21 protein-coding genes and 1 tRNA gene are annotated in these 19031 nt (G+C 62.1%); 9 read left to right on the top strand and 13 right to left on the bottom strand.

The annotated features are described in order from the left end of the window. Positions 1–153 precede the first annotated feature (153 nt). Positions 154–663, top strand: a complete 510-nt coding sequence (locus LH20_RS08180) for an Lrp/AsnC family transcriptional regulator (RefSeq protein WP_235527153.1) — start codon at positions 154–156, stop codon at positions 661–663. 57 nt (positions 664–720) lie between these two features. On the opposite strand, the gene LH20_RS08175 is transcribed toward LH20_RS08180, so the two are convergent. Together LH20_RS08175 and LH20_RS08170 are read right to left on the bottom strand one after the other, a co-directional pair. Next, complete coding sequence (locus LH20_RS08175; protein WP_053553782.1) at positions 721–1533, bottom strand: Crp/Fnr family transcriptional regulator; 813 nt, start codon at positions 1531–1533, stop codon at positions 721–723. Positions 1534–1706: 173 nt separating this feature from the next. After that, a complete protein-coding gene (locus LH20_RS08170; RefSeq protein WP_053553781.1) occupies positions 1707–2294 on the bottom strand; it encodes a DUF4142 domain-containing protein in 588 nt (195 codons plus the stop codon). Between the two features lie 288 nt (positions 2295–2582). Here LH20_RS08170 and LH20_RS08165 point away from each other — a divergent pair, with 288 nt between their 5' ends. Beyond that, positions 2583–3341 carry an SDR family oxidoreductase gene (locus tag LH20_RS08165; RefSeq protein ID WP_053553780.1) on the top strand — a complete coding sequence of 253 codons (759 nt, stop codon included), beginning with the start codon at positions 2583–2585 and terminating at the stop codon, positions 3339–3341. Positions 3342–3403: 62 nt separating this feature from the next. Here LH20_RS08165 and LH20_RS23290 read toward each other — a convergent pair whose 3' ends face one another. Then, positions 3404–3769 carry a hypothetical protein gene (locus tag LH20_RS23290; RefSeq protein ID WP_144423549.1) on the bottom strand — a complete coding sequence of 122 codons (366 nt, stop codon included), beginning with the start codon at positions 3767–3769 and terminating at the stop codon, positions 3404–3406. 113 nt (positions 3770–3882) lie between these two features. Here LH20_RS23290 and LH20_RS08155 point away from each other — a divergent pair, with 113 nt between their 5' ends. Beyond that, positions 3883–4662 (top strand): Crp/Fnr family transcriptional regulator, encoded by a 780-nt coding sequence (locus LH20_RS08155; RefSeq protein WP_053553778.1) that lies wholly within the window; start codon positions 3883–3885, stop codon positions 4660–4662. A gap of 4 nt (positions 4663–4666) precedes the next feature. Here LH20_RS08155 and LH20_RS08150 read toward each other — a convergent pair whose 3' ends face one another. Further along, positions 4667–5974, bottom strand: a complete 1308-nt coding sequence (locus LH20_RS08150) for a glycoside hydrolase family 130 protein (RefSeq protein ID WP_053553777.1) — start codon at positions 5972–5974, stop codon at positions 4667–4669. Then, positions 5955–8282, bottom strand: a complete 2328-nt coding sequence (locus tag LH20_RS08145) for a glycosyltransferase family 4 protein (protein ID WP_083455353.1) — start codon at positions 8280–8282, stop codon at positions 5955–5957. Before LH20_RS08145 ends, LH20_RS08150 begins: the two co-directional genes overlap by 20 nt. A 182-nt stretch (positions 8283–8464) precedes the next feature. Here LH20_RS08145 and LH20_RS08140 point away from each other — a divergent pair, with 182 nt between their 5' ends. After that, a complete protein-coding gene (locus LH20_RS08140; RefSeq protein WP_235527152.1) occupies positions 8465–8995 on the top strand; it encodes a hemerythrin domain-containing protein in 531 nt (176 codons plus the stop codon). Between the two features lie 29 nt (positions 8996–9024). On the opposite strand, the gene LH20_RS24400 is transcribed toward LH20_RS08140, so the two are convergent. Beyond that, the gene (locus LH20_RS24400; protein ID WP_083455352.1) at positions 9025–9198 is read right to left on the bottom strand and encodes a DUF3175 domain-containing protein; all 174 of its coding nucleotides are present in this window, start codon (positions 9196–9198) and stop codon (positions 9025–9027) included. Between the two features lie 3 nt (positions 9199–9201). Then, the gene (locus tag LH20_RS08135; RefSeq protein ID WP_053553776.1) at positions 9202–9753 is read right to left on the bottom strand and encodes a CinA family protein; all 552 of its coding nucleotides are present in this window, start codon (positions 9751–9753) and stop codon (positions 9202–9204) included. A 263-nt stretch (positions 9754–10016) separates the two neighbouring features. On the opposite strand from LH20_RS08135, the gene LH20_RS08130 reads away from it, so the two are divergent. Beyond that, the gene (locus LH20_RS08130) at positions 10017–10931 is read left to right on the top strand and encodes a transposase (protein ID WP_083455351.1); all 915 of its coding nucleotides are present in this window, start codon (positions 10017–10019) and stop codon (positions 10929–10931) included. 14 nt (positions 10932–10945) lie between these two features. Further along, entirely contained in the window at positions 10946–12151 is a 1206-nt protein-coding gene (locus LH20_RS08125) for an ISL3 family transposase (RefSeq protein WP_083455278.1), read from the top strand. A 7-nt stretch (positions 12152–12158) separates the two neighbouring features. Here the strand turns inward: LH20_RS08125 and LH20_RS24190 are convergent, their stop codons facing one another. Both LH20_RS24190 and LH20_RS08120 read right to left on the bottom strand, forming a co-directional pair. Further along, on the bottom strand, positions 12159–12290 hold the full coding sequence (locus LH20_RS24190; RefSeq protein WP_268796103.1) for a hypothetical protein: 132 nt from the start codon (positions 12288–12290) through the stop codon (positions 12159–12161). Between the two features lie 28 nt (positions 12291–12318). Further along, positions 12319–12392, bottom strand: a tRNA-Gly gene (locus tag LH20_RS08120). A gap of 99 nt (positions 12393–12491) precedes the next feature. On the opposite strand from LH20_RS08120, the gene dinB reads away from it, so the two are divergent. Then, complete coding sequence (gene dinB / locus LH20_RS08115; protein WP_053553775.1) at positions 12492–13613, top strand: DNA polymerase IV; 1122 nt, start codon at positions 12492–12494, stop codon at positions 13611–13613. Positions 13614–13644: 31 nt separating this feature from the next. Here dinB and LH20_RS08110 read toward each other — a convergent pair whose 3' ends face one another. Beyond that, entirely contained in the window at positions 13645–15237 is a 1593-nt protein-coding gene (locus tag LH20_RS08110) for a peptide chain release factor 3 (protein ID WP_053553774.1), read from the bottom strand. Between the two features lie 77 nt (positions 15238–15314). Between LH20_RS08110 and LH20_RS08105 the strand changes: the two genes are divergently transcribed. Together LH20_RS08105 and LH20_RS08100 are read left to right on the top strand one after the other, a co-directional pair. Further along, complete coding sequence (locus tag LH20_RS08105; RefSeq protein WP_053553773.1) at positions 15315–15956, top strand: hypothetical protein; 642 nt, start codon at positions 15315–15317, stop codon at positions 15954–15956. Between the two features lie 209 nt (positions 15957–16165). Beyond that, on the top strand, positions 16166–16969 hold the full coding sequence (locus LH20_RS08100) for an enoyl-CoA hydratase-related protein (protein WP_053553772.1): 804 nt from the start codon (positions 16166–16168) through the stop codon (positions 16967–16969). 102 nt (positions 16970–17071) lie between these two features. On the opposite strand, the gene LH20_RS08095 is transcribed toward LH20_RS08100, so the two are convergent. The 3 genes from LH20_RS08095 to LH20_RS08085 all read right to left on the bottom strand — a co-directional run bounded on the left by LH20_RS08095 (position 17072) and on the right by LH20_RS08085 (position 19018). Further along, complete coding sequence (locus LH20_RS08095; RefSeq protein ID WP_053553771.1) at positions 17072–17674, bottom strand: HD domain-containing protein; 603 nt, start codon at positions 17672–17674, stop codon at positions 17072–17074. Positions 17675–17744: 70 nt separating this feature from the next. Next, positions 17745–18458: a hypothetical protein gene (locus tag LH20_RS08090; protein ID WP_053553770.1), complete on the bottom strand. Its 714-nt coding sequence runs from the start codon at positions 18456–18458 to the stop codon at positions 17745–17747. Next, complete coding sequence (locus LH20_RS08085; RefSeq protein ID WP_053553769.1) at positions 18455–19018, bottom strand: hypothetical protein; 564 nt, start codon at positions 19016–19018, stop codon at positions 18455–18457. The genes LH20_RS08090 and LH20_RS08085 overlap by 4 nt, the downstream gene beginning before the upstream one ends. Positions 19019–19031: the final 13 nt, after the last annotated feature.

Raw genomic sequence — 19031 nt, 5'->3', positions numbered from 1 at the left:
CCCAACGGCCAAACGATAAGGCAGGCGTTGAAAAACATTGTCCGCAATTGAGGACCCGTTGATGCGCGCCACCCGGGAATCGTCCTTCAAAATGTGCGAGATTGAGGCTATCGTTCTTCGCACATGCGGCAGTCTACGAGAAATAAGGCTTTGATGGCGGGCGCGGCGGAACAGATTGGTGGCAACGACATGGACAGGCTCGACTGGAAAATCATTGCCGCGCTCGAAGAAGACGGGCGAGCGTCCTTCGCCGACCTTGGCGAAAGGGTGGGCCTGTCCAAATCCCCCTGCTGGTCGCGGGTTCGCAATCTTGAAAAGCTGGGGGTTATTGATGGCTACTCCGCTTCCCTCGACCCTTTCGCGCTGGGGCTCGAAGTCCAAAGCTTCGTCGAGGTGCGGATAAATCTCGACGCGCATCTTGAATTCGAGGCCGCAGTCCTTGCGCATCCTGCGGTCGTCGAGTGCCACACCACCGCGGGCGACAGCGACTATATGCTCAAGGTTTATGCGCGATCCGTGCACCATCTTGATGAACTGCTGCGGCACGATCTTTCGAAACTTCCGGGCGTTCATCGGCTGGCGTCGGTCGTGTGTCTCAAATCCATCAAACGGCAAGGTCCGCTTGCCGAATGGGCGCAGACGAGCGCGCAGCTCACGCGCTAGCGGCGCGGCGCCATTTGCGCCTTCGCTTTATCGCCGCGAAAACGGAGAAGTTGGCGATCAGGACAAAAGTCCAAGCGGGGCAGCGCTGTCGCGGTCGGCGGGAAAGCCTGCGAACACCGGCAAATCCGAGGTATCGAACAGCGGCGCGACACGGTCAACCCCGGCACCGGCCTCGCCGAAGTGAAGATAATTGGGATTGAACGCGGCAATTGTGCTGAGCCCCGCAAAATCAGGAACGCGCAAGCGCAGTTGACCAAGTTCAACCCCGCATCGCCGCCGAAGCTCCTGTACGGTCCGGTTGACATGCACCTGGGTCAGCCCGGTTGCTTCGGCAATCTGCCACTGGGTGAGAAAGAAATCGCACTCGCCATCATCGGGATCGGGCGTTCCACGCTGGCGCACGTAGATCTCGGAAAGCAGATGCGCGACCCGCTCGAGTGCGTTTCGCTGTCCGAGACTTATCATCCATTCGCGCTGAACAGCCGCCGCGACAAGTTCGCTCCAGCAGAATATCTGTGTGATATTCGGACAGCGGCGCAGCAGGGCGCAGGCGTCGGGACGCGAAATTTCCGCCACGCTCGCGGCGCGCACCGCGGCGAGCGAATGGTCGGAGCGCGCGACCGTAAACAAATCCAGATCGCAAAGCTGCCCTGGCATGTAGATGGCGAGAATCTGGCGGCGCCCATCGGGAAGCTCCTTGTATTTCTGTACCCAGCCAGACAGGACGACATGAAGCACGCGCGGATGCTCACCCTCGCGCACCATATCTTCGCCTTTGCGATAATCGCGCGCGTTTCGCGCAAGACATGCCTCCCATAACACCCGCTCCCCGGGCGTCATCAGCCTGTTCAGAATTTCACGAAATGGCATGCAAGGCGAACCCTATTTCTGACCATCAGATTGAACCCTGAAGCTCCGCGAGTCCTTGACCCATGTTATCGCGGCCACTCCTCTCATCGCGATTCCGACCCGCACTCGGGGGGATGGGGACAACGAGCGCTGGCCCCAAAGCCTTGCCGAGAGTCCTGCGACCGAAGCCCGTATCAGCGGGCCGGGGCCGAACCGTCTGCGGGGAGCTTTATCTCACGAAGCATCTTGAGGTGCCCGTCGACCACGGGCGCGGTCGAGGTTGCAAAGTCGCGAAGTGCTCCCTGGGTTCCGGTCTGGCCAAAGCCACGCAGCTCCGCCAATGCGGCCTCATGGGCTTTCAGTTGCTGCTCAAGATAGAGGCTGTCGAAATTGTCGCCAGCCGCGCGAAGAGCCGCCAGATCGGTTCCCTGCTGCGACGTCGGATTGACCGCAAGCGTCAATCCCTCGGCGGTGGCAGCGGTCTTCAGCTTTGCGCTCGAGGCGGTGTGATCCGATATCATCTTGGCAGCGAAATCGCGCAGTTCCTTTGACTTCGCCTTGTCTTGCGCCACCTTGGCGGAATCGATTTCGAACTTGTCGCTCGCGGCCATTCGGTTGGCGAAGACCTGTGGGTCGGTGGTCGCGGCGCCGGTCGTGACCGGTGGACTGACCTCGCCGGGAACCGCCCCATCGGCGGTTTCGGTCGGGGTTGTGGTATCGGGGCTGTTGCAGCCGGCGAGGAGAATGACGGCGGCCAGCCCTGCCATGCGCGGATGGATCATGTTCGTCTCCCTTGCTTGATAGGACACCGACGCCAAGAGAATGGAGAAGTTCCCGGGCCTAAAATATTTATGTTTTGGGGAACTTAATCCAAATTATAGCGTGCGCCGCCCCTGTTGAACGGCCTGGAAGCGGCGCATGAGACCGCTCTCGCCCAGCTGGGCAAAGGAGCGTTGCATTGATCCAGGTTGCGAAATCCAAAATAAGACAGACCTGAGCGTGAACGTCTTGGAACGCTGCGACCTCGATGGGGGTCGATGGACTGAACGACACGCTTCAGCGAGACGCTTATGATCGACGAAAATGACGCTCACACCTTGTTGCCGGATCTGAAGGGCCGATCGGCGATCGTCACTGGGGGCACGACCGGTATCGGCCGGGCGATCGCGGTGCTGCTCGCCAGTTATGGCGTCAAGGTTTTCATCTGCGGCCGGACCCCTGAGCACCTTGAAGACGCCCTGCAGCGTATTGCCGAGGTCGGCGAAGGAGGTGGTATCGCTCTCGATCTTTCGATCCCGGATGATGTCGATCGGTTCTTCGAGGCGGCGGTGCGGTTTCTGAAGGAGATCGACATCGCCGTCATCAATGCAGCGATCCCTGCCGACGCACTCGCCGACGCAGGCGAAAGCGAGGCGCGCTACCAGATCGCGACCGATTTCACCGCATATCTCATTTGCGCGCAGGAAGCTGCTCGCCGAATGCACGCAGGCAGCGACATCATCCTCATCGGTTCGATGTCCGCGGTATCGACGCCGCCTGGAAGTTCTCTTTATGTTGCCGCGAAAGCGGGAATAGAGGGTTTCGTTCCTGCTTTTCGGAAAGAACTCGCCGAGCAGGATATCAAGGTCGGCCTCATCGAGCCCGGCTTTACCGGCGCCGACTTTCAATACCCGGAGTATCCTCCGCGAAGGCAGAAGAAACTCATAGGAGAAGACCGGATGCTCCGCGCTGAAGATATCGCGGTCGCGGTTCATTACATGCTGAGCCAGCCCCGCCGGACGGCGGTATCGCTGATGCGCGTTGAACCGCGGCGAGAGCGCGAAGCATGATCGGGTTCGAGCGGCCGTAACCTTGCCAGCGCGCCGCCCTCCCTTTCAGCCGGCTGGGGCAGTCAGCGGCTTCCCCCCTGAGGAGCATCTGCGCCGACTTTCGGACCATGATCGGTACGAAGGCTTTTTCCGCCCCCGCCCCCCTGTGCGTCGGAATCAAACTCTTCAGGATTACCGCCACCTCCTGCGCCGGCGCCGCTTCCGCTAACTTCCCCGCTCCCTTCGCTGCGCCGGCGGCCTCGATTGGCCGCGCCCGTAACATCACCGTCGTCGCGCGCCTTCCTGGGATAGTCTTCCGGTCGGGCCGTGCTGACATTCTCACGGTCCTCGACCTTCTCGGGTGGCTGCGGACCATCGCCGCGCGTATCGGCATGCGGCGTGTCGGGTCGGGCATCACCCAATGGGCCGCGCGGAACTGTATCGGACATCAGTTTGCTCCTTGAGCCCCCTCGCCGGTCCAACGCGCGAGCCCGAGCCGTGTTGCACGGCGGCGTGCAACGAAAAGGCGGGCGGCGGCGTTCCCCGGGCGAAAGGAGTTGCTGTGCGTCCAGACAGGCTTGCGCTCACACCCGATCTTGCAAACGCCCCATCCGCGAGCGGGGGGCTGGACATATTCGTCCGCAAGCTCCTGAGCCACAGCGCACTCGGGCCTGACGATCAGCAGGCGCTGCGCCTGCTACCCTACACTGCCCGACGCCTCGACGCGGGCGATTATATTCTTCGCGAAGGCGAGCACGCCGATATCTGCCCACTGCTCCTTTCAGGCTTTGCCTATCGGCACAAGTTCGCCGCCGATGGGGGACGCCAGATCGTGGCGCTCAAGATGCCCGGTGATGCGCTCGACCTGCAGTCGCTGTTTCTGCGGGTTGCAGACCACAATCTTCAGACGCTGACCGTCGCAGACCTTGCCATCGTGCCCATAAGGGCCCTTGAGGAACTGGTAAGGGCCCGAGCGACCATCGCCCGCGCACTCCTCGTCGACATATTGATCGAGGCGTCGATCGGACGCGAATGGCTTCTCAACATCGGCCGGCGCAACGCGCTGTCCCGCCTCGCGCACTTCCTTTGCGAACTCGTCTATCGCCTGCACGTCACCATGGCGGAGCCACCGGATCGGGTCGACGTGCCGGTCACCCAGGAACAGCTCGCCGACCTTCTCGGCCTGACGCCGGTCCACATCAATCGGACGCTGAGGTCGCTGGAGAGCGCAGGGGGCATCGTGCGTCAAGGCCGGCGGCTTGCCATCGGCGATCTCGACGTGCTGCGCGGCATCTCCAGCTATTCGGACATTTACCTCCACCGCGGTCAGCAGACAGGCTGACGCGTCAGATCATCAGGCTCAGCAGATCGTCGATCCCGGTGACCGCAAACCCGATCGCACTGTCCGAAATGCCATAGGGAATGAACAGCTCGCGGCCCACGCGCATTGCCCCGCAGGTATAGACCACATTGGGGACATATCCCTCGCGGTCGCTTTCGGCCGCAGAAAGAATCGGGCAGGCGGTGCGCCCGATCACCTTCGACGGATCGTCCCGGTCAAGCAGCGCCGCACCAAGGCTGTATTTGCGCATCGCACCGACACCGTGCGTAAGCATTATCCAGCCTTCGTCGCATTCGATCGGGCTACCGCAATTACCCATCTGGACGAATTCCCATGGAAAGGCGGGGCGCAGGAGCATCGTGCCTTCGTCGTCCCAGCTGTTCAGCGTGTCCGACGCAAGCAGCGTGACATTCTTGCCGTCTTGCCGCCCGACCATCAGGTAGCGGCCCCCGATCTTTCTGGGGAATAGCGCCATGCCCTTGTTGCGGGCAGCACGTCCCGTGAGCGGTTCGAGGCAGAAGCGCGTGAAATCGCTCGTCCGCAGCATCTCTGAGCGAATCTCGCGCCCTGAATAGGCGGTGTAAGTTCCGATATATTCGCACCCGCCATCGTCATGAGTGAACTGGACGAGGCGCAGGTCCTCGAGCCCGTTGCGCTGCGCCTCGGTCACCGGAAACAGCACGCTGTTCGAGATCGCGCTGTCGGGCTGGCGATGCACCGTCACCGCCCCCTCAGGCCCCATATGATGGCGGTCGTCGACGACGCCCGCCATGGCCGGTCCCGACTGCGGCCAAAGCCGAAAGTCGCCCCCGGGCCCGATAATTCCCTCGCGAAAGGCAACCGAACTGATATGCCCTTCCCCAACCGCGCGTAACGACATCACGAAGCGCTGCTGGTCGGGGTCGAGCCCGGTCTGGTCTGGGTGCGGCACCACGCTCGGGTTCATCAGCGCCGCGGCGGCATAGCTGTATTCGTGGCAGAAATAGGCGCCGATCAGCCGCTTCTTGATGGGCGAGACCGATCCTTCAGCAAGATTCACATCTTCGGCAATCTCGGCAAAGCGCTCGTCAAAAATTCGGCCGATCTGCCAGTGGCGTTCTGAAAAATCCTTCCAGACGAGGTCGAGCTCGGCCTCCGCCTGATCATCGTCAAGCTGCAATATGTCCTCGACGAGTTGCGCCGCGCGCGAGGGCTCGGACACGCTCGCCTGCCAGGCGAGGTGGAACGGACGCAAGACGACGCGCGCGGGGTCCGCGTTCAGCTTTTCCCGAAGAATGCGCAGCGGCGAATGATCAGGTCTGCAAATCAGCATGAACGAATTCGACGTCCTTCCTGGCCCCCCGCGACCAGATTAGGGCGTCCATCGCCTGGTAGGCAAGGTGAAACGCCAGTGTGGATTCAGCGCCCACATTCCGATTGATGCCCCGAGGCGTCAACCCGTCATGACAGCGACCGGTCTCCGTGCTCGCCAGCGCTTCGCCGCGGTCATTGGCTCCGAAAAACCAGGACCACGCCGCCTCGGCATAGCGGCGCCAGCGCTCGTCGTGGCTTGCAAGAAAGGCAGCGCCGCACGCAGCAATCGTTGCCCAGGCCTCGAGCGGTTGCTGATCAAAGGGCAGCAGGTCGTGGGACCGGCCAAAGCCCTCCGAGCCCACCGGGCGAAAGCAGCCCGTAGACGCCGTCTGCTGCTCGCACAGCCAGCCCAGCGTTTCGAGGCCGGCCTCCTGCCACGCAGCAACCTTGAGAATGGTACCAGCGCGGAGCAGCGCCTCGCACATGCGCGCATTGTCATAGGCCAGTGTCGGCTCGAACCATTCCCAGTCGTCTCGCGCGGCATGACTGCGAAGCTTTTCAAGATATGCAGCGCCGCATCCCAATATTTCACTTGCCGCCACATCCGACGGGAAACGGCCAAGGACTTCGGCCGCGCCGAGCATTGCGAAGGCAACCGTGCGCGGGCTGCGCACCTCGGCGACAGCGCGGGCCGAGCGGTCGAACCACTCGCGCGCCCATCCAGCAAGCTCGTTCGAACGCGCGTGCGCGGCACAATGGCCGAGCGCCCAAATAGCGCGTCCATTGCTGTCGTCGGAGCCGCGATCCTCGAGCCAGCGGCGATCATAGGACATGAAATTTCTGAAAGCGCCCTCATCCGGGTTCCATGCGTGCTGGATGAAGGCGGCAAAGCGTACGGCCCGGCTTTCCCATTCAGGCGCGATCTGGCCGCCAAGACTGTTCACGAGAATGAGCGCCCGGGCAACGTCGTCAATGCAATAGCCGTGGTCTCGATCGGGCACCACACCGCGCCCGTGCTGCAGGATACCGACGTCGTCGCACATGGCCGCAACCCCGGAGAGCGAAGGGGCCGTGCGCCGGGTCGAGGAGATATGAGGTGGCGCCGTGATCGCCATGTCAAGAAGCGCAGCGCACTGGCCGACGATCTGGGGCCAAGCGGTGCGTCTTCCGCGCTCATAGGCACGGCGTTGCATCGCGCGGCGTTTGTCGGCAGATTCAAGGAGCCCGAGAACCGCATCGGCGATAGCCGTGCTGTCGCCTTGCGGCACCAGGAGACCCACATCGTTCGAGAGCAATTCGCGAGCGTGAACGAAGGGAGTCGATATAACGGCGCGGCCAAGTGCCACCGCATAGGAGAGCGTGCCTGAGGTCACCTGAGCGAGATTGGGGTAGGGGGCAAGATAGATGTCGCATAGCTCGATCTGGTCGAGAAGATCTTCGGTCTCCAGAAAGCGATTGTCCCACCCGATATTGGCGCCAACCCCCAGATCCTCGGCAAGCGCCTGAAGGCTTTCGCGGTACGCCTCGCCCTCAGCCGCGATCAGATTGGGGTGGGTCGCGCCGACGATGCGATACAAGATATCGGGATGACGTGCGACAATCGCGGGCAAGGCGCGGATCGCAGTTTCAAGCCCCTTCCCCGGCCCGAGCAACCCGAAGGTCGAGAGGATGGGCCGGTCACCGATGCCAAGCTCGGCACGAAGCGGTGACCGCTCGGCAAAGGGTCGGACCGGGGTCCCATGTTCGATGAGCGTGACGGCGTCCGGGGACGCGCCATAAGTCTCGATCAGGACCTGGCGTCCATAATCGCTCATCACCATCAGGCGCGAGGCACGCGCGATAAGCACATCCATGATTCGTCGCTGCTCGGCGCTCGGGGCGGCGAGCACGGTATGAAGGGTGACGATGAGCGGCGCGGCGATTCGCTCGACAAGATCGAGGAGCATCGCGCCTGCTGGTCCACCGAATATCCCGAACTCATGCTGAATCCAGACGGCATCGACGCCGCTTCGATTGATCGCCTTCGCCGCGGCGCGGTAGGAGGCGGGATCCTCGGCCTCGATTAGGCAGGTGACATCGGCATCGCTCGGATCCGCCCGGTTGGCGCGCAGTGCATAGATATCGATCCCGATGTCCGGATGCTCGCGCGTCAGATGATCGAAGATGTCAGCGGTATAGGTCGCAATTCCGCAGCGCCGGGGGCGGAAGCAACCGACAAGGGCAATCCGGCGCGTGACGGGGGGCGAGGACGACAAGGAAGAAAGCGTTGGGCCGACTTCTGCGTCGGCATAGTGCGGGAAAAACCTGTCTTCGACGTCATACTTCATAACGGGCCTTCCAGTTCCAGTACCAACTCAGCCTTCGAATACGCGGCAGAAGGTCCCGGAGTTGCGCCGAGACCGCCCGCCGAACACCCGAATCCCTCCTTTTCTAACCCATGTTGCGAAAAGCGAAAAATCCCCTGCGACGGCAGAGCTGTAACGGAACCGTATGACGCCGGTCGGCGTCGATGAACCGTTCATCCGAAAAGGAGCGCCATCTCATGCCGACGACGATCGATACCGATGCCACGCACATCCTCGCCGCTGATCATCGCAAGGTGGAGGGGTTGTGCGAAGACTTCGAAAGCGCATCAAGCGCGAGCCGAAAGGCCAACCTTGCCCGTGAAATCTGCACCGAACTTAAGATTCATGCCCAAGTCGAGGAAGATATTTTCTATCCTGCCCTGCGCGGCAAGATCGATGACGATCTCTTCCACGAGGCCTTTGTCGAGCATGACGGGGCGAAAACTCTGATCAATGCGATCGAAGCCAGTACGCCGGATGATGAATTCTTCGACGCGCGCGTCACCGTCCTCAAGGAAGAGATCACGCACCACGTCCGCGAGGAGGAGAAGCGCCACGACAACATGTTCCAGCAGGCGCGCGCATCCGGCGCCGATCTGGAAGCGCTCGGCGAGCAGATCCTCGCGCGCAAGGAAGAGCTGATGGCGATGGCCAAAGAGGGCGGACTGCCCCCGGCCCAAACCGTGACGATGTAGCGATATCAGCTTCCGTTCGCTTTCAAGGATCATTCGCCCTTCGCACGCTCGAGCCGTTCATCGTCCGCGGCAAGAGCGTGCCCGGCGCGGCATATGGCAAAGTTCGGCATCTGCATTGCCGCCTGGAGCCCCCGCCTTGCGCCCGTCCCTGCGCTTAACCCAAAGCTACGGGCGATTTGTACGGGTTCCTTCCTTTTGAGCACGCCCTATCGGTTCCTCGCGGTGTCATTGGCCGCATCGATCATCATCGCTAGCGCCGCGGCGACCGCACTATCGAGCACCCGCCGCCGTCCGAGCTCTCCAAAATGACATTCGCGCTGGGCGAGCCGTCCTGCGCGATCCGCACAGGCCAAATGGACAAGCCCAACCTCTTCGTCGTCTTGGCGCGGGCCGCAAAAGCCGGTGATGGCAACCGCGACATCGGCACGGCTATTCTCAAGTGCCCCTTTCGCCATCGCCGCTGCAACATCCGAGTTGACTGCCTCGCATCGCTCCACATCATCACGATCAACGCCGAGCAATTCGCATTTGGCATCAGCGGAATAAACGACGAACCCGCGTTCAAGATGGGGACCGAGCACTGCGTCGCCCGCGAGGACGGCTGCGAGCTGGCCGCCCGTGCAGCTCTCCGCAGTCGCGAAGGAGAGTTCGCCCTCCGCCAGAAGACGCGCAAGTTCGGCGGCGCGAGAATCAATATCTTCGGCGGGTGTGGCAGGGCCCCTGCCCTGCCCTTCGCCATCGTGCCTGATTTGGTTCATTGCGACGAAACGGAACGCGGCGACGAAGGTTGCGATCGGTCGCCTTGCGGGAGCGAAGTTGCGGCATCAGCGTTAGCGGATCGGAGGTTTGCCGGGTTTCCTGCCCCGCCGGCGAATCGATGGAGGACAGCATGAACCACATATTCACCCGCATCGCCTCGAAAAGCGCCCAGCTGATGGGGGAACCTGCTACCTTCGGCTCTTCCTCGTGAACGGGGGATGAGGGAAATTGGGTTAGACTTGTCATAGGAAGGACAAGTCTGATGAAGAAGAAGGCTGATCAGGGAATCGACGGCATATTAGGGCTGTCGGATGTTGAGATTGTCCGTGTCGAGCGGCGACGCGACATTCGTGTGTGGGCGCGGCCAACGAAGCGGCCTGTTTGCCTTTATTGCGGCCACGGGGGGCTGCGGATCAAGGCGACTTATGAGCGCGAGCTCAAGCACACGCGTCAAGGCAACCAGATCCTGATCGTGCACCTTGCGGTGCCCAAATATCATTGTGCCGGTTGCGGCCGCTATTTCCGTCATCGCTTTTCGGGCATCCGTCCGCGCTATCGCGCGACGGAGACGTACCGTCTTGAGGTCTTCGACGGTCACCACGGAGGCATCAGCCAAAGCCAGTTGACGAGCACCCATGCGATCGGCAGTGCAACCATCGAGCGCTGGTATCATCATTTCATCGAACAGCGCGTCTCGGAGCTGTCCGGTCGGCCCTGCCCGCAGGTCCTGGGGATCGACGAGCATTTTTTCTCGCGCAAGAGAGGCTATGCGACGACATTTGTCGATCTGAAGAATCACAAGGTCTACGATGTCGTCCCGGGACGCTCGGAAGACAGTTTACGAAGCTATTTGCGAAGGTTGCCAGGGCGCGACAAGGTCAAGGTCATCGTGATGGACCTGTCGGAAACCTATCGCGCAATCGCCCGCAAATATTTTCCGAACGCGAAGATCGTCGCCGATCGCTTCCATGTCATTCGGCTGCTCAACCAGCATTTCCTCGAAGGATGGAAGCGCTTCGATCCCGAGGGCCGAAAGAATCGCGGGCTGCTCAGTTTGATGCGGCGCCATCGATGGAAGCTAAGCGAAGAACAGCGCAAAAGGCTGGCCGTCTACCTGAAAGCCAAGGCTCTTCCTCGTGAACGGGGGATGAGGGAAATTGGGTTAGACTTGTCATAGGAAGGACAAGTCTGATGAAGAAGAAGGCTGATCAGGGAATCGACGGCATATTAGGGCTGTCGGATGTTGAGATTGTCCGTGTCGAGCGGCGACGCGACATTCGTGTGTGGGCGCGGCCAACGAAGCGGCCTGTTTGCCTTTATTGCGGCCACGGGGGGCTGCGGATCAAGGCGACTTATGAGCGCGAGCTCAAGCACACGCGTCAAGGCAACCAGATCCTGATCGTGCACCTTGCGGTGCCCAAATATCATTGTGCCGGTTGCGGCCGCTATTTCCGTCATCGCTTTTCGGGCATCCGTCCGCGCTATCGCGCGACGGAGACGTACCGTCTTGAGGTCTTCGACGGTCACCACGGAGGCATCAGCCAAAGCCAGTTGACGAGCACCCATGCGATCGGCAGTGCAACCATCGAGCGCTGGTATCATCATTTCATCGAACAGCGCGTCTCGGAGCTGTCCGGTCGGCCCTGCCCGCAGGTCCTGGGGATCGACGAGCATTTTTTCTCGCGCAAGAGAGGCTATGCGACGACATTTGTCGATCTGAAGAATCACAAGGTCCACGATGTCGTCCCGGGACGCTCGGAAGACAGTTTACGAAGCTATTTGCGAAGGTTGCCAGGGCGCGACAAGGTCAAGGTCATCGTGATGGACCTGTCGGAAACCTATCGCGCAATCGCCCGCAAATATTTTCCGAACGCGAAGATCGTCGCCGATCGCTTCCATGTCATTCGGCTGCTCAACCAGCATTTCCTCGAAGGATGGAAGCGCTTCGATCCCGAGGGCCGAAAGAATCGCGGGCTGCTCAGTTCGATGCGGCGCCATCGATGGAAGCTAAGCGAAGAACAGCGCAAAAGGCTGGCCGTCTACCTGAAAGCCAATCCGGTGCTCGAAGCCCTCTACACTGCCAAGCAGGACATGGCCCTCCTGCTGACGCAAAAATCCCTCAATGCCAAAAAGGCCAGCCAGCTTATCCCCGACCTGCTCAGGCTGATCGATCAGTTCGCCGCCAGCCCCCTCAAGTCCCTCGCCGATACCCTGACCAGCTGGCTCGAGCCCGTCGCCCGCATGTGGCGCTTTTCCAGGAACAATGGAATCACCGAGGGCTTTCACACAAAGATGGAGATGATCTCGCGCCGCGCGTTCGGCTTCCGCAACTTTCACAACTACCGCTTGCGCGTGCTCGCTCTTTGCGGTTGGAATGGCGTCATCAATCGGGTCTGATCCACCCTCATCCCCCGTTCACGGGGAAGAGCCAAAGATACGTGATGCGCTCGAAGCCGACATCGCTGGCAAGAAACGCGGAGACGGTCATCGCAGTGTGGAGCGCCTGCTTGAGCGACTTTAGGGCAGCGGCGACCATGAGGGACTATCTGCGCGGGGTACGGGTCTGGAGCGGGTAGCGGGAATCGAACCCGCCTAGCTAGCTTGGAAGGCTAGAGCATTACCACTATGCTATACCCGCATCTCCAAGGCTGGCGGCGATTGCCAGTTTGCGGCGCGAGCGTCAAGTATACACTGCGACAAGATTGAGAACATCGTGGCAACATGATAGGCGGCGCTGGTGAGCGAGACCGAGGCCAGCGGCGATGAAGGGGCGGACCTCCCGGTCCGCAAGATCATCCATGTCGACATGGATGCATTCTACGCCTCGGTCGAGCAGCGCGATAACAGGGCGCTGCGCGGCAAGCCTGTCGCGGTCGGGGGATCCTCACGGCGCGGCGTGGTCGCGGCGGCGTCTTATGAGGCGCGCAAGTTCGGCGTCCGCTCGGCAATGCCGAGCGTGACCGCAAGGCGCCAATGCCCCGACCTGATCTTCGTTCCGCCCCGCTTCGAGGTCTACCGCGAGATATCGCACCAGATCCGCGCGATCTTTCGTGACTACGCCGACGACGTTGAACCGCTTTCGCTCGACGAGGCCTATCTCGACGTCACCCGCGACAAGGCGGGGCTCGGGAGCGCGACGGCAACGGCACGGATGATCCGTCGGCGCATTCGCGCAGAGACCGGCCTCACGGCATCGGCCGGCGTTTCCTACAACAAGTTCATCGCCAAGCTCGCGTCCGATCAGAAAAAGCCCGACGGTCTCACCGTCATCCCGCCCGGCAAGGGCGCCGCCTTCGTCCAGACGCTCTCGATCCGGCGATTTCACGGCATTGGTCCCGTAACTGCGGCGAAGATGGAAGGGCTTGGTATATTCTCGGGGGCCGACCTTGCCGCAAAGGACATGGCGTGGCTCACGGCGCATTTCGGGAATAGCGCTGAATGGCTCCACAATCTCGCGCGCGGGATCGACCATCGGCGGGTACGGTCGAACCGGCCGTTGAAGTCGCTGGGCGGCGAGCGAACCTTCTTCAACGATCTTGCGAGCGAAACCGAGATCCGCGAGGCGCTTGCGCACGTCTGCACCGTAGTGTGGGACCGCGCTGCCAGGAAGCACGCACGCGGCCGCACGGTGACGCTCAAGCTTCGCTACGCCGACTTCCGGACGATCACACGGGCAAAGTCGGTGCCCTACCCGATCGGTGACGGCGCAAGCTTGCTTGCGGTCGGCGAAACGATTCTCGCCCCGCTCCTGCCAGCGGAACAGGGCATCAGGCTGCTCGGGGTGACGCTGAGCAAATTTGAGGATGAAGAGGATGAGAAGGAGGCCGCAGGCCTCCCGGATCTGCTGAGCTTAATCTAGCTTGCCATCTCTGCAGGCACCCGGGTGACACTCAGCCCGCGGCGGAAAACCGACGCTCCTTGGTCGCCGTGAAGCGGATCGCGGGGTGTCGCTGGGTGACATAGCCGACCTCCCACGCATCCTTCGCCATGAACACGGGCGCGCCGTCCCGATCGGCTGCGCTCGCGCCGCGGTGATCGGCCTGGAACGCCTTGAGCGCTACCGGATCGTCACTCGCGATCCAGCGTGCGGTGTCCCAAGGCGATGCCTCGAGCCGCGCTTCGACCTTATATTCGGCCTCAAGACGGCTGATCAGCACGTCGAGCTGCAGCTGGCCGACGACGCCGACGATCATGTTCGACCCTATTTCGGGGTAGAAGACCTGGATGATCCCCTCCTCCGCCATGTCGTCCAGCGCTTTGCGAAGCTGCTTCGTCTTGGTCGGATCAACCAGCGCGACGCGGCGAAGGATCTCAGGGGCGAAATTGGGAAGGCCGGTGATGGTTATGTCGGTGCGCTCGGATAGCGTGTCCCCGACGCGCAGCGTGCCGTGGTTTGGAATGCCGATAATGTCGCCGGGAAATGCTTCCTCAGCCATCTCGCGGTCCTGGGCCAGGAACAGCATCGGCCGGCTGATGGCTATCGCCTTGCCGGTCCCCCCCTGCATGAGGCGCATTCCGCGCTCGAACCTGCCCGAACACAGCCGCATGAAGGCAATGCGGTCGCGGTGCGCGGGGTTCATGTTCGCCTGCACCTTGAAAACGAAACCGGTGACCGTGTCATCATCGGGACGCACAGGCGCGGGCTCTGCAGGCTGCGACTGGGGCCCGGGTGCATGTTTCGCGAGCGCGGTAAGAAGGTCGACGACGCCAAATTCCTTGAGCGCCGACCCGAAATAGACCGGCGTGAGGTCGCCGTTCCGGTAGGCGTCGACATCGAATGGCGCATAACAGGCCGAGGCGAGTTCGGTTTCTTCCTTAAGGTGCGCAAGCGCCTCCGCGCTGAGCTTGGCCGCAAGCGCGGGGTCTTCAAGCCCTGAGACGCCGATCCGCTCGCCTTCATACATGCGCGAGGCGTCGCCGCCTGCCTTCATGATCGCGGGATCGACAAGATCGTAAAGACCCTCGAACTGACCTCCCATGCCTGCGGGCCAGTTCATGGGGCAAACATCGAGCGCCAGGCGGTCAGCAACCTCGTCGAGAAGTTCGAACGGTGGCAGTCCTTCGCGATCAACCTTGTTGACGAAGGTGATGATTGGGACCGAGCGCAGTCGGCAGACCTCGAACAGTTTCAATGTCTGAGGCTCGATGCCTTTCGCAGCGTCGATGACCATGACCGCACTGTCGACGGCGGTCAGCGTACGGTAGGTATCCTCGCTGAAATCCTCGTGTCCCGGCGTATCGAGCAGGTTGAAGACCAGGCCTTCATGCTCGAAGGTCATCACCGACGAGGTGACCGAAATTCCGCGCTGCTGCTCGATCTTCATCCAGTCCGACCGAGCCCGCCGCGCCGCGCCGCGCGCTTTCACCTCGCCCGCCATGTGGATCGCGCCGCCCGCGACGAGGAGCTTTTCGGTGAGCGTCGTCTTGCCCGCGTCAGGGTGCGAGATGATGGCGAAGGTTCGGCGGTCGGGATGCTTGGACATGGCGCGGGCGCCTAGCAGGTGGGGCAGCAGGTGGAAAGGGGCTGGCGCTCCCTTGCAGGTGGGCGCATGCTGGCTCCATGCGAACGCTCCTCCTTGCCTCTCTTCTCGTCTCGGCGCCCGCCGCGGCACAAGAAGCGCCGCTCATCGGTGAGTACCGGCTTTCCGAAGGGCCGGACGCCGCCGGCGGATTGCTCATTGGAGCGGACGGCCGCTTTCAATATGGCCTTGCCGTCGGAGCACTCGACGAACGCGCCGAGGGGCGATGGGAACCCAGAGGCGATCAGGTCTGCCTGTTCACCGAACCCAAACCCGTTCCTCCCGCGTTCGAGAAAGGCCCGCTCATCGAGGTGGAAGGCAAGGTTCCGACCTTGCTCGTTACGGGCCCCGATGACGATGGCGTGCCGGGTATCGATTTCGTCATCGGATTCGACAGCGGTGCCCCCGCCAAGGGCTATACCCAATATTATGGCTGGTCGATGCCCGAGGAGGACAAGCGAATTCCCCGGTGGGTCGAGGTAGGCGAGCCGATGTACGGTCTTGCTCTGAGGCGGTTCGACCTCACGGAAAGCGACGGTGGCCGCCTGCGCATCGCGATCATTCCCAACGACATGGGTATCGTGGATTTCAACGGGGCCTGCGTGGAAAAAACCCAGGACGGCGTGATCCTGCACCGCGCCGAGGGCGACATGCGATTTGCGCCACTGCGCGAGCTCGAGTAGCAGTCCCTCGGGCCCGGCCTCGGCAATCCTTTCTCCTCATGACAGAGTATTTTGAACTGGATTTCACTGAGATGCGCGGGCTGGAGAGTCGCTTTGCCGCGAGCGATCCGGGGGGATGGAGCTGCCCTTCCCCCTTGCGCTCGCTTCGCAAATGCGTCACATCTTTACGTGAACGTAAAGGTAAAGCACCCGCGAGAGGATACTTCCCCATGACCGATGTTCCCAGCTTTGAAACGATCAAGTTCGAAGTCGCCGACAATGTCGCGATGATCACGCTCAACCGTCCCGAGCGTCTGAACTCCATGCCGCCCGCGATGGCTGACGATATTCGCGCCGCGCTAGATTATCTGCCGATACTCGGCGCACGCGCGCTCCTGATCACGGGCGAAGGCCGCGGTTTCTGTTCGGGGGCGGATCTGGCAGGGGACCGGAACTCGTCGGCCGTCGGCGGCGGGGCCAACAGCCGCAAGGCGTTGCGCAATCACTATAACCCCATGCTCCTTGCCCTCTCGAATCTCGACATTCCAGTTGTCGTCGCGGTCAATGGTCCTGCCGCAGGCGTCGGATGCAGCTTTGGCCTGTCGGGCGATTTCACGATCGCGGGCAAGAGCGCCTATTTTCTTCAGGCCTTCGTCAATATCGGCCTCGTCCCGGATGGAGGCTCGTCGTGGCTCCTGCCCCGTCTCGTCGGCCTGCCGCGCGCCACGCAGATGATGATGCTCGGCGAGAAAATCGGCGCCGAGCAGGCGGCGGAATGGGGCCTCATCTACAAATGCGTCGAGGACGCCGAATTGCTGGACGAGGCGAAGGCGCTCGCGGCCCGCCTCGCGAACGGGCCAACCGTTTCGCTTGGCACGATGCGCCGCATTTTGCGCGACGGCCTCTCGCAAAGCTACGCCGCGACCCTCGATGCCGAGGCGATGGGGCAATATGTCGCGGGCAACAGCGCCGACGCAGCCGAAGGCATCCTTGCCTTCCAGGAGAAGCGCAAGACCGCCTTCCAGGGGAAGTAGGCGCTCAGCGAACCGGCCCCGGCGCGAATTCCGGGCGCTATTCGGCGTCGGCCGCGTGCGGGCGACGCCGGCTTTAGCGGGGCCAGATCTCGTCCGGCCCCGCTACTCGGCAGCTTCCGCGATCATCACCTTCTTGTAGATGCTGTTCTTGGGATAGGAACATAGGCGCATCACCATCGGCTCGAAATATTCAAGCGGCAGCGTGTCATAATCGGGGTCGAAGGCCGGCTGGTCATATTTCTCGCAGAATTCGGCGCAGGCGGCCGCGTAGGGATGGTCGCGGAACCGGTCGCGCATGTCGCGGTCGAGGCCGATATAGTGGAAGAAATAATGGCCCTGGAAGATGCCGTGATGCTGGACGATCCAGTGGTTCTCTTCCGACAGGAAAGGCTTGAGGATCGCCGCGGCGATGTCCGGGTGATTGAAGGCGCCGAGCGTATCGCCGATGTCGTGTAGCAGCGCCATCACGACATATTCCTCGTCGCGGCCGTCGCGGTGAGCGCGCGTCGCGGTTTGAAGGCAGTGAGTGAGCCGGTCAACGGGAAAGCCGCCGTAGTCGCCGGCAAGTAGCTTCAGGTGCTCGAGGATGCGCGCGCCGTTTCGGGGTGCAAATTCCTTCTGCTCGGCCGCGATGATGTCCCAGTCTTCCTGCGTACCCTCGGTCATTGCGCGAAAGGTCGCGCGCGGATGCGGCATGTCGTTCATTGGCGGCTCTCCCAATTCTGGTCGGGCAGTCTACGCCAAGCGTTGCACTTTGCAACCTTGCGCTGCGCCATCAGCCGCCGGTCGTGTCGCTGCTGTCGACGCCGTATTTCAATGCCTCTTCGTGCGTCAGGCAGCGCCGGGTCGACTGGTCGGGACCCCGGCCTTTTACCGCCTTTTGCTGATACATCACATCGGTCAGCAGCTTGCGCGATACCCCCATCTTGATGAGGAAATCATTGTCTTCGCTCGCGAGCAGCGCTGCATCCTGCTCAACGTCGCCGATGAGCTCGGTGGTTGCATCGGTGCCCATTGCGACACTCATGTCGATCGTGCTGCGATCGCCGGTGCGCGTGAACATATGGACAATGAACAACCCGCCCGGATCAACGTAGCGCGGGATTCCGCCCATGAAGACGAAATTGCAGGCGCTAAAACAGGCCCAGCCTGATGGAATGCGGGTCGTGATACCCAGGTTCGAGCGGATGACCCGGCCTGCTGCATTGCCCGCGCGGGCGTCGCCGCCCGGGGAGCTCAGCCATATCTCGGTCACGTCGGGGTTGGCCGCGAGAGCGGCTTTCAGCCGCTCGGGCAAACCAGGATCAACGCGCCCTTCGGCGAGCAGGATCTTGACGCCCCCGCGCTCAACAGGGGTGAGCAGCATCGTCGGATTGGTGGACCAGTTGGGATGCAGCGGACAGGTCGGATTGGCCGGATCCTTCCCCGGGGTCGCGCCGAGCGTCGCGAACGCCGCCAGGCCCAATGCCATGCGTGCTGTCTGCTTCATGCCTGCGCCAGCGTGTAGCGCGGCTGGCCAGGTTCGCGGCACATGCGCTTGGTTGCGCGCGTTTCCTCGCCATCGACGATGATGAAATCCGTGACGTTGATGCACTGGCGGCCGCCCGCCTCGTCGTTGCGCGCGATGATCGTCGATGATCCGCTCACATTCTCGCGCGTTTCGCTCGTCCAGCTAGCCGTCGATCCGACTTCCTCGCCGCGCACCGCTTCTTCGGTCGCCTTGGCCGCCTGGACCTGCTCGGCGGGATCGAGCTTGCAGGCGATGGCGTTGGTGAGCGTGTCGCTGACTTCGGCTATCGGAACATAGCTGTAGACGCCGGCCTTGCTCGCCGCGCTCCCGATCGCTTCGTTGAGGACGCCGCCGAGGATATTCCGCCCGGCCCGGCTGCCCTTCTTGCCCTTGGGGCAGCCGCCATTGTCCTCGCCGCTGTCGGGACTGGGCGTTGGCGTCGCAACCTTGCGCAGAATGCCGCCAAATTGCGCCTGCGCAGGTGTGACCGCCAGCGCTGCGATCGCCACCCAGGCGGGAATGAAATGATATCGACTCATGCGCCGCTCCTGG

The sequence above is a fragment of the Sphingopyxis sp. 113P3 genome (assembly GCF_001278035.1).
GTDB lineage: Bacteria > Pseudomonadota > Alphaproteobacteria > Sphingomonadales > Sphingomonadaceae > Sphingopyxis.
The sequence above is the reverse complement of the archived record's forward strand: the minus strand, read 5'-3'. Positions and strand labels throughout refer to the sequence as shown.

Bases quoted from the DNA above. Each gene is read 5' to 3' on its own strand.
- LH20_RS08180 (WP_235527153.1), top strand. From the start codon at position 154: ATGGCGGGCGCGGCGGAACAGATTGGTGGCAACGACATGGACAGGCTC.
- LH20_RS08175 (WP_053553782.1), bottom strand. From the start codon at position 1,533: ATGCCATTTCGTGAAATTCTGAACAGGCTGATGACGCCCGGGGAGCGG.
- LH20_RS08170 (WP_053553781.1), bottom strand. From the start codon at position 2,294: ATGATCCATCCGCGCATGGCAGGGCTGGCCGCCGTCATTCTCCTCGCC.
- LH20_RS08165 (WP_053553780.1), top strand. From the start codon at position 2,583: ATGATCGACGAAAATGACGCTCACACCTTGTTGCCGGATCTGAAGGGC.
- LH20_RS23290 (WP_144423549.1), bottom strand. From the start codon at position 3,769: ATGTCCGATACAGTTCCGCGCGGCCCATTGGGTGATGCCCGACCCGAC.
- LH20_RS08150 (WP_053553777.1), bottom strand. From the start codon at position 5,974: ATGCTGATTTGCAGACCTGATCATTCGCCGCTGCGCATTCTTCGGGAA.
- LH20_RS08145 (WP_083455353.1), bottom strand. From the start codon at position 8,282: ATGAAGTATGACGTCGAAGACAGGTTTTTCCCGCACTATGCCGACGCA.
- LH20_RS08140 (WP_235527152.1), top strand. From the start codon at position 8,465: ATGAACCGTTCATCCGAAAAGGAGCGCCATCTCATGCCGACGACGATC.
- LH20_RS08135 (WP_053553776.1), bottom strand. From the start codon at position 9,753: ATGAACCAAATCAGGCACGATGGCGAAGGGCAGGGCAGGGGCCCTGCC.
- LH20_RS08130 (WP_083455351.1), top strand. From the start codon at position 10,017: ATGAAGAAGAAGGCTGATCAGGGAATCGACGGCATATTAGGGCTGTCG.
- LH20_RS08125 (WP_083455278.1), top strand. From the start codon at position 10,946: ATGAAGAAGAAGGCTGATCAGGGAATCGACGGCATATTAGGGCTGTCG.
- LH20_RS24190 (WP_268796103.1), bottom strand. From the start codon at position 12,290: ATGGTCGCCGCTGCCCTAAAGTCGCTCAAGCAGGCGCTCCACACTGCG.
- LH20_RS08110 (WP_053553774.1), bottom strand. From the start codon at position 15,237: ATGTCCAAGCATCCCGACCGCCGAACCTTCGCCATCATCTCGCACCCT.
- LH20_RS08105 (WP_053553773.1), top strand. From the start codon at position 15,315: ATGCGAACGCTCCTCCTTGCCTCTCTTCTCGTCTCGGCGCCCGCCGCG.
- LH20_RS08100 (WP_053553772.1), top strand. From the start codon at position 16,166: ATGACCGATGTTCCCAGCTTTGAAACGATCAAGTTCGAAGTCGCCGAC.
- LH20_RS08095 (WP_053553771.1), bottom strand. From the start codon at position 17,674: ATGAACGACATGCCGCATCCGCGCGCGACCTTTCGCGCAATGACCGAG.
- LH20_RS08090 (WP_053553770.1), bottom strand. From the start codon at position 18,458: ATGAAGCAGACAGCACGCATGGCATTGGGCCTGGCGGCGTTCGCGACG.
- LH20_RS08085 (WP_053553769.1), bottom strand. From the start codon at position 19,018: ATGAGTCGATATCATTTCATTCCCGCCTGGGTGGCGATCGCAGCGCTG.